The 6,040-nt window shown below is 75.1% G+C and carries 3 protein-coding genes; all 3 read right to left on the bottom strand.

Annotation, left to right across the window (positions count from 1 at the left end):
* Positions 1–320 precede the first annotated feature (320 nt).
* Positions 321–3,329 (bottom strand): FxSxx-COOH system tetratricopeptide repeat protein, encoded by a 3,009-nt coding sequence (gene fxsT / locus IF09_RS0102170; RefSeq protein WP_030291357.1) that lies wholly within the window; start codon positions 3,327–3,329, stop codon positions 321–323.
* 64 nt (positions 3,330–3,393) lie between these two features.
* Positions 3,394–4,650, bottom strand: coding sequence for an HEXXH motif domain-containing protein (locus IF09_RS0102165; protein ID WP_051831997.1), 1,257 nt, complete (start codon positions 4,648–4,650; stop codon positions 3,394–3,396).
* A complete protein-coding gene (locus IF09_RS0102160; RefSeq protein WP_078612996.1) occupies positions 4,647–6,014 on the bottom strand; it encodes an FxsB family cyclophane-forming radical SAM/SPASM peptide maturase in 1,368 nt (455 codons plus the stop codon). Before IF09_RS0102160 ends, IF09_RS0102165 begins: the two co-directional genes overlap by 4 nt.
* Positions 6,015–6,040: the final 26 nt, after the last annotated feature.

Raw genomic sequence — 6,040 nt, 5'->3', positions numbered from 1 at the left:
GGCCGGCCCGCACCGGAAGGACGATGGGACTGACGGGAAACCCCCAGACCCTCCCCGATCCCGGGTCATCGGGTCCCGGACCCCGAAGCCACCGCCCCCAACCGGCCGACTCGGCTCGGCTCGGCGGAATGTCACCGCCCCCCACCGGTCGCCTCGGCTCGGCTCGGCGGAATCCCGCTGCCCGCGCCCTCGCCCGGCGATCCACCGCGCCCCGCCTCGCCGCCGGTGGGGGGGCGGGCGGGCGGGCACCGCCCGGCGGTGGTGGGGAGAGGGGGGCGAACGGCCCCCCGGGCGGAGCGCCGTACGCCCCGCCCCGCCCCCTACGGCTGCGGCTCGAAGTCCCAGTACGGGCGGTTCTGTTGGCGGGCCGACACCGTGTGGACGTGTTGGGGGCCCAGCGTGCGGGTCAGGGCCTTGAGGCCGGCATCCTCGTGCTTCTGGGCCTCCGTGTCCTCGCGGACCGAGCGGAGGTCCGCCGCCAGGGCGATCTGGGCGCTCAGGGTCATCGGGTGGTCCGGGCCCAGGATCTGCTCGCAGCCCCGGAGGGTTTCACGGCTCAGGGACACCGCGTCCTCGAAGTGCCCCGTGATGTTGCGGTGCCCGGTGGCGTTCAGGGCGCAGCCCAGCGTCCACGGGTGGCGGTCCCCGACCGCACCGCGCATGCCGACCAGGGCCTGTTCCGCCAGGTTCAGCGCCTCCGTCCGCTCGCCCTGCGCGCGCAGCACCAGCCCGAGGTTGCCGACCGTGCCGATGCTGTACGGGTGGGCCAGCCCCAGCTGCGTCTGGTAGCCCCGGACCACCTCCTCCGAGATCCGGCGGGCCTCGCCGATGTCCCCGTACTCCCGCAGGTACGTCGCGTAGTCCGAGGCGACCATCAGCGTCCACGGGAACTCCGCGCCGAACACCCGCGTGGAGCGTTCCAGGACGCTGCGCAGCCGGGCCCCGGCGCCGGGGATGTCGCCGGAGCGGCGCAGGCACATGCCGAGGTTGTGCTCGGCGCGCAGGGTCTGGGGGTGGTTGGGGCCCAGTACCTGGGAGTTGAGCTTGAGGCCCTGTTCCTGGCGGGCGAGGGCCTCCCGGTAGCGGCCCATCAGCCGCAGCCCCATCGCGCAGCCGATGCCGGAGGAGAGCGTCGCGATGTGCCGTACGCGCAGCACCCGCTCGCGCCGGCGCAGGGTGTCGAGGTCGGTGTCGTACGCCTCCTGGTAGCGGCCCAGCAGCCGCAGGGCTACCGCGACGTTGTTCTCGGCGTTCAGCGTCGTGGAGTCGTCCTCGCCGAGCAGCTCGCGGTAGCGGGCGAAGGCGTGCTCGAGGAGCTCGCGGGCCTGCTCGAACTTGGCGGTGCCGAGCAGCACCCCGGCGTAGGTGCTGGTGGCGCGCAGGGTCTCCAGGTCCCGGTCGCCCCGCTCGGCGAGCAGCCGGTCGGCGACCGATTTGGCGAGGGTCTCGGCGCGCTTGAAGTGCCCGAGCATCCGCAGGGCGCCGCCGTAGTGGTAGCTGAGCTCGCGGACCTGGTCGTGGTCGTCGCCGAGCATCGTGCGCCACACCGCGTCGGTCTGCTCGGCGAGCCGCAGGCAGGTGCGGTACTCACCGGCGAGGATCAGGTAGCGCAGGCAGTGCAGCAGGAACGTCTGGATCCGCGGGTTGCTGCTGGTCAGGACGCCGGCGCTCTCCAGGTGCGGGATCAGCTCGGCGTAGCGCGGCCACAGCCGGGAGTCGGAGGGCCGGCCCGGGTCGGCGCCGGCGAGGACCTGCCGGACGGCGCGGGAGAGCGGTTCGGCCTCCTCATCGGAGAGGTTCTCGCGGACGATCCCGTGCACCATGCGGTGCAGCTGTACGGTCTCCAGCCCGCCGCCGCCCTCCTCCACGGACAGGTCGGAGTACTCGAGGCGGACGACGGAGAACTGGACGAGCTTGTTGAGGGCGGCGTTCCACCGGATCTGGTCGTTGATCAGCCCGGCGAGCTGCTCGGGCACGTCGGCGGCGGGGAACTCGCGCAGCAGCCGCAGCGGCACCGGCCCGGGTGCGAAGAACACGAACAGCCGCAGCAGGGCGAGCGCGTCGGGGAAGTCCTCCCGGACGTTGTTCAGCAGTATCGCGAGGGCGGTCGGGAAAGGCAGCGGGTAGTCGTCGGAGACGGTGACGGCCTCGTGGGAGTCCAGTCTGCGCCGGAGCAGGGCCAGGTAGTCGCCCACCGTCAGCGGGGAGTCGGCGAGCCAGCCGGCGGTCTGGTCGAGGGCGAGGGGATAGTCCTCCAGGGCCTCGGCGAGCTGGTCGGCCTCCTCGCCGGTGAGCCGGCGGGCCCGGCGGCGGATGAAGGTGATCGACTCGGGCCGGGCGTACAGCGGGACCTCGAGGAGGCTGGTGTGCCGGGAGGCCCACTCGCGGTTGCGGGAGGTGATGATGACGTCGCCCGCGCCCGAGGGCAGCAGGTCGGTGAGGTCGTCGGGGTTGTCGCAGCCGTCGAAGACCACCAGCCAGCGGCTGTACGGGGATCCGCGCCGCAGTGCCTCCAGGACGGCCCGGATCTGCTCGCCGTAGCTGCCGGCGCCGCGCGGCAGGCCCATCGCGGGGGCCAGGTCGGCGAGCCGCTCGCGCAGGGTGGGCCGGTCCTCGGCGGGGACCCACCACACGACGTCGTACTCGGAGGCGAAGCGGTACGCGTACTCGGTGGCGACCTGTGTCTTGCCCACCCCGGACAGCCCCAGCAGGGTGACGGTCGAGGCGCCGGGCGGAGCGTCGGCGAGGGCGGCGCGCAGCCGGCCGATGACGTCGTTGCGGCCGGTGAAGCGCGGGTTGCGGCGCGGGACCCGGCCCCAGATCTCGGGCGGGTCGTTGGGGAAGCGGGGGCCGCGGCGGCCCGTTTCGGTGCCGATCCGGTCGGTGGGCAGCTCGAGCCTGCGCAGCACCCGGTACTCGGCCTCGTACGCGTCCAGGCCCCACAGGTCGGTCTTCTCCAGCACGGCGACGGCGCTGGGCAGCGGCGCGTCGGTGAGGCAGACGGCGGCGAACCGGTCGGGGTGGTGGTCGGTGACGGTGCGCAGGGCGGTGTTCCACTCCTCGTCGGTGTGGGTGCCGGCGGAGAAGTAGCGCTCGCTGAGGATGAGCAGGACCCGGCTGCCGCTGCGGGCGAGGTCGTCGAGGGCGGGGGTGAGGCCGGGGCTGGACTGCGGGTCCCAGCGTGCGAGGGCGACCCGGTGGCCGTGCTCCTCCAGGCGGTGGGCGATCCACACGGCCCAGGGCCGGTTGAACCCCGCGAAGCTGATGACGAAGCGCTGCGGCTGGGCGGCTACGTCGCGGTCTCGGTCCTGCCGAAGTCCGGTGGTCATGCGGCCGTCTCCCTGGAATCCGGGCGGTGGACGGGGTTGAAACGGTAGCGCAGCGGACGGTCCGTCACCCCTGTGCGAACGGGGCGAGTTCGGGGTGCTGCGCGCACCAGTCGCGTCGTTCCCGGTCGACGGCGCGGCGGGCGACGGCGTGCTGGTCCCCCGGCGGCGGCAGGTCGTCCATGGCCCGTTCGGCCGCGGCCATGGCGGCGATGAACTCCCGCCCTGCGGTGGTGAGTTGCGGGTGCCGGTGGAGCACGGGGAGGACGGCGGCGACCTGGGCGCGGATCCGCGCGTGCTGGGACCAGGCGCCGCGGGCGCCGTAGAGGGCGGCGCGCTGCCAGTACCCGGCCAGGGCCAGGTGGGCGTACGCGCCGTGCAGGAGTCCCTCGAGCGGGCGGGGGTCGTTGCGCCAGGGGGCCCAGTGCCGGGGCGTGCGGTCGGCGGTGTGCAGGGTCAGGACGTCGGCGAGGGCGGTGAGCTTGCCGTGCTGGACCTCGTGGACGAGGGTCGCGGCGAGCGCGGGCGGCGCCTGGGTGCGGGCGAGCACGGATCCGGCCGCCGCGGGCAGGGTGGCGCCGCTGGAGCGGGAGCCGCCGCCGAGCGGGACGACGGAGCGCAGCAGCAGGCCGATCTCCTCGGCGCGGGCGGTGTCGTACCGGTCGAGCAGGGTGAGCGCGCCGGACCACTGGGTGTCCCAGCGTTTGTGGCCCTTGGGGGTGAGCCGGCGGGCGGGGCGCACGGGCGCCGGATGGGCGGGGCCAGGGGCCCGGTAGGGGTCGAGGTCGTCGAGGGCGGTGCGGCCGCCGGGCAGGGTGTGCAGGGCGAGCGTGGCGGGGTCGTCGGGGTCCCAGGAGCACTCGGTGAGGGCGAGCGGGCCGGGCCGGGCCGGGCGCAGCAGCCCGAGGGTGGGCAGGACGAGCCGGCCGTGGACGGGCTTCAGGGTGGCCTTGAAGGCGATCCCGGAGCGCAGGGCCGCGGCGACGGCGAGGGCGCCGAGGTGGCCGAGGTCGGCCGGGGGGCCGTACGGGGCGTGCAGCCGGCGCAGGGTCTCCTCGGCCCACACCCCGGTGGCCGGGTAGTGCAGTACGTCGCGGACGGCCCCGGGGTCGTGCCGTTCGGCCTCCTCCAGCAGGGCCCAGTGGTCGGCGGCCTCCCCGGCCCGCCCGCCGGGGGCGGCGTCGAGCACTCCGCGCAGGAGGACGAGCCGCTTGGAGCGGCGGATGTCGCGGACCAGGCGGGTGCCGTCGGCGGAGGGCTCGGTGGAGGCGAGGGCGCCCAGGGTGGCCGAGGTGACGGCGAACCCGGTCAGGGGGGCGGTCATGAGGCGGCCGCCCGGGGCGGCGCCTGACCGGTGCCCGACGGGCCGGCTGCTGCTGGGCCGGCGTCCAGCGGGCCGGCGTCCAGCGGGCCCAGGCGGCCGGCGCCCGGGGCGGCAGCGTTCTGGCGGTTCCCCGCCTGCGCGGCGGCCTTGTGGAGCGAGGCCGCGATGTGCCGGATGACGACCTGGAGGTCGGCGCAGTACACGGAGGGCCGGCGGAAGCCCTCGCCGAAGCGGTAGCGGTGCGGGTAGTGGCCGCCGCCGCAGACCTCGACGAGCTCGCAGGAGCGGCAGCCGTCGGCGAGTGCCTCCCGGCCGAGCTGGCGGGCGGCCAGCCCGGGGTGGTCGAGGAACGCGTCGAAGCTGTGGTGCTCCAGGGTCATTCCCGTGGCGGCGGCGCCCTCGTAGGCGGATTTGAGCGAGTCGGCCTGCTCGATGGCGCCGTCTGTTTCGATCACGGCGGTGGTGGCGGGGGCGAGGCCGAGGGTCTCGGTGGCGGCGGGCAGTCCGAGCAGCAGGGCGATGATCTCCTCGAAGATCCGGATCCGGGTCCGCAGCACCGTGTCGTGCCACCAGCGTTCGAAGACGGCGAGGAGCCAGTCGGCGTACGGGGTGCCGGGCGGATGGTGGCCGGGCGGCGGGGTGCTCCAGTTGGCCAGCGGCAGCAGCAGTCCGATGACCGGCGGGGCGAAGCCGAGCAGGGACTCGTACGTCTCCACCGGATCCTGGTCGAGGTCGACGACGCAGAGCACCCCGGCGTAGCTCTCGGGGTGCCGGGCGAGGAGGCGCAGGCCCCGGGCGGCGGCGCCGAAGCCGGGGCGTCCGGTGTGGTCCACGCGGCGCGTGTTGTGCGCGGGCAGACCGCCGTCGAGGCTGACGCCGATGCGTATCCCGGCGGCGGCGAGCGCCGCGAGCCGGCTGCGGGTGAGCAGGGTGCCGTTGGTCTGGACGGTGGCGGTGACCCGGGTCCCCGGCGAGGTCCGGGCGAGGGCGGCCCGTACGGCGTCGACGGGGGCGGCCAGTTCGGCGGGGGCGGTGAGCAGGGGTTCGCCGCCGTGCAGGACGAGGTCGACACGGGCCAGGCCGTGGGCGGCGGCGTGCTCGGCGATGCGGTCGGCGGCGCGTGCGGTGGTGGCCGGGGACATCGCGGCCGGCTGGCCGCGCCAGCCCTGGTCGGCCATCTCGTACACGTAGCAGTAGGTGCAGGCGAGGTTGCAGCGGCTGCGGGTCTTGAGCACGAACTGCCGTATCGGGTGCGGGCGGTGGCCTGCGGCGCGCAGGGCGGGCACGTCGAGCGAGGCGTACGGCCACGGCGCGTGGATCCGATGGGAGGGCAGCACGACATCGCTCGTGTTGGTCTGCCTCATCGTTCGTACCTCCCGCGCCGCGGACG

The sequence above is a fragment of the Streptomyces katrae genome, from assembly GCF_000717655.1.
GTDB lineage: Bacteria > Actinomycetota > Actinomycetes > Streptomycetales > Streptomycetaceae > Streptomyces > Streptomyces katrae_B.
Note: the sequence above shows the minus strand (reverse complement) of the source record. Positions and strands in the feature narration are given on the sequence as shown.